Origin of the sequence: Paenibacillus taichungensis (assembly GCF_003287275.1) — a bacterium.
Classification (GTDB): Bacteria; Bacillota; Bacilli; order Paenibacillales; family Paenibacillaceae; genus Paenibacillus; species Paenibacillus taichungensis_A.
This window is the reverse complement of sequence record NZ_QEVW01000051.1, coordinates 1-632: the sequence shown is the minus strand read 5'-3', so window position 1 is coordinate 632 and position 632 is coordinate 1. Positions and strand designations below refer to the sequence as shown.

General features: G+C 57.8%; 1 pseudogene. It reads left to right on the top strand.

The window, feature by feature from the left end:
• Nucleotides 1-632 (top strand): annotated as a pseudogene (locus tag DC345_RS32385) (hypothetical protein); the annotation flags it as partial.

The following is a 632-nucleotide window of genomic DNA, read 5'->3' as shown; positions in this document are numbered from 1 at the left end:
TGTGGCATCGCCAACAGGCACCCCAGGAACATCACCGGATTACACATTATTGGCGGGTGCAGGAGCCACGGGTGTAACAGGGGCAACGGGCATCGGTGTAACGGGTGCAACCGGAGATACCGGTGCAAGCGGAGCCACTGGAGCAACGGGAATAACCGGAATAACCGGGGTTACAGGAATAACGGGAGCCACAGGAATCGGTGTTACGGGATCGACAGGAGCTACTGGAATAACGGGAGAGACAGGAGTAACCGGGGTTACAGGAATAACGGGAGCCACAGGAATCGGTGTTACGGGATCGACAGGAGCTACTGGAATAACAGGAGTGACGGGAGAGACCGGAATAACCGGGGTTACAGGAATAACGGGAGCCACGGGTGTCAGTGTCACGGGATCGACAGGAGCCACCGGAGTAACGGGAATAACGGGAGCCACGGGTGTCAGTGTCACGGGATCGACAGGAGCCACCGGAGTAACGGGAATAACGGGAGCCACAGGAGTCGGTGTTACGGGACCGACAGGAGCCACCGGAGTAACGGGAATAACGGGAGCCACAGGAATCGGTGTTACGGGATCGACAGGAGCCACTGGAGCAACGGGAATAACCGGAACCACCGGGGTTACAGGAATAA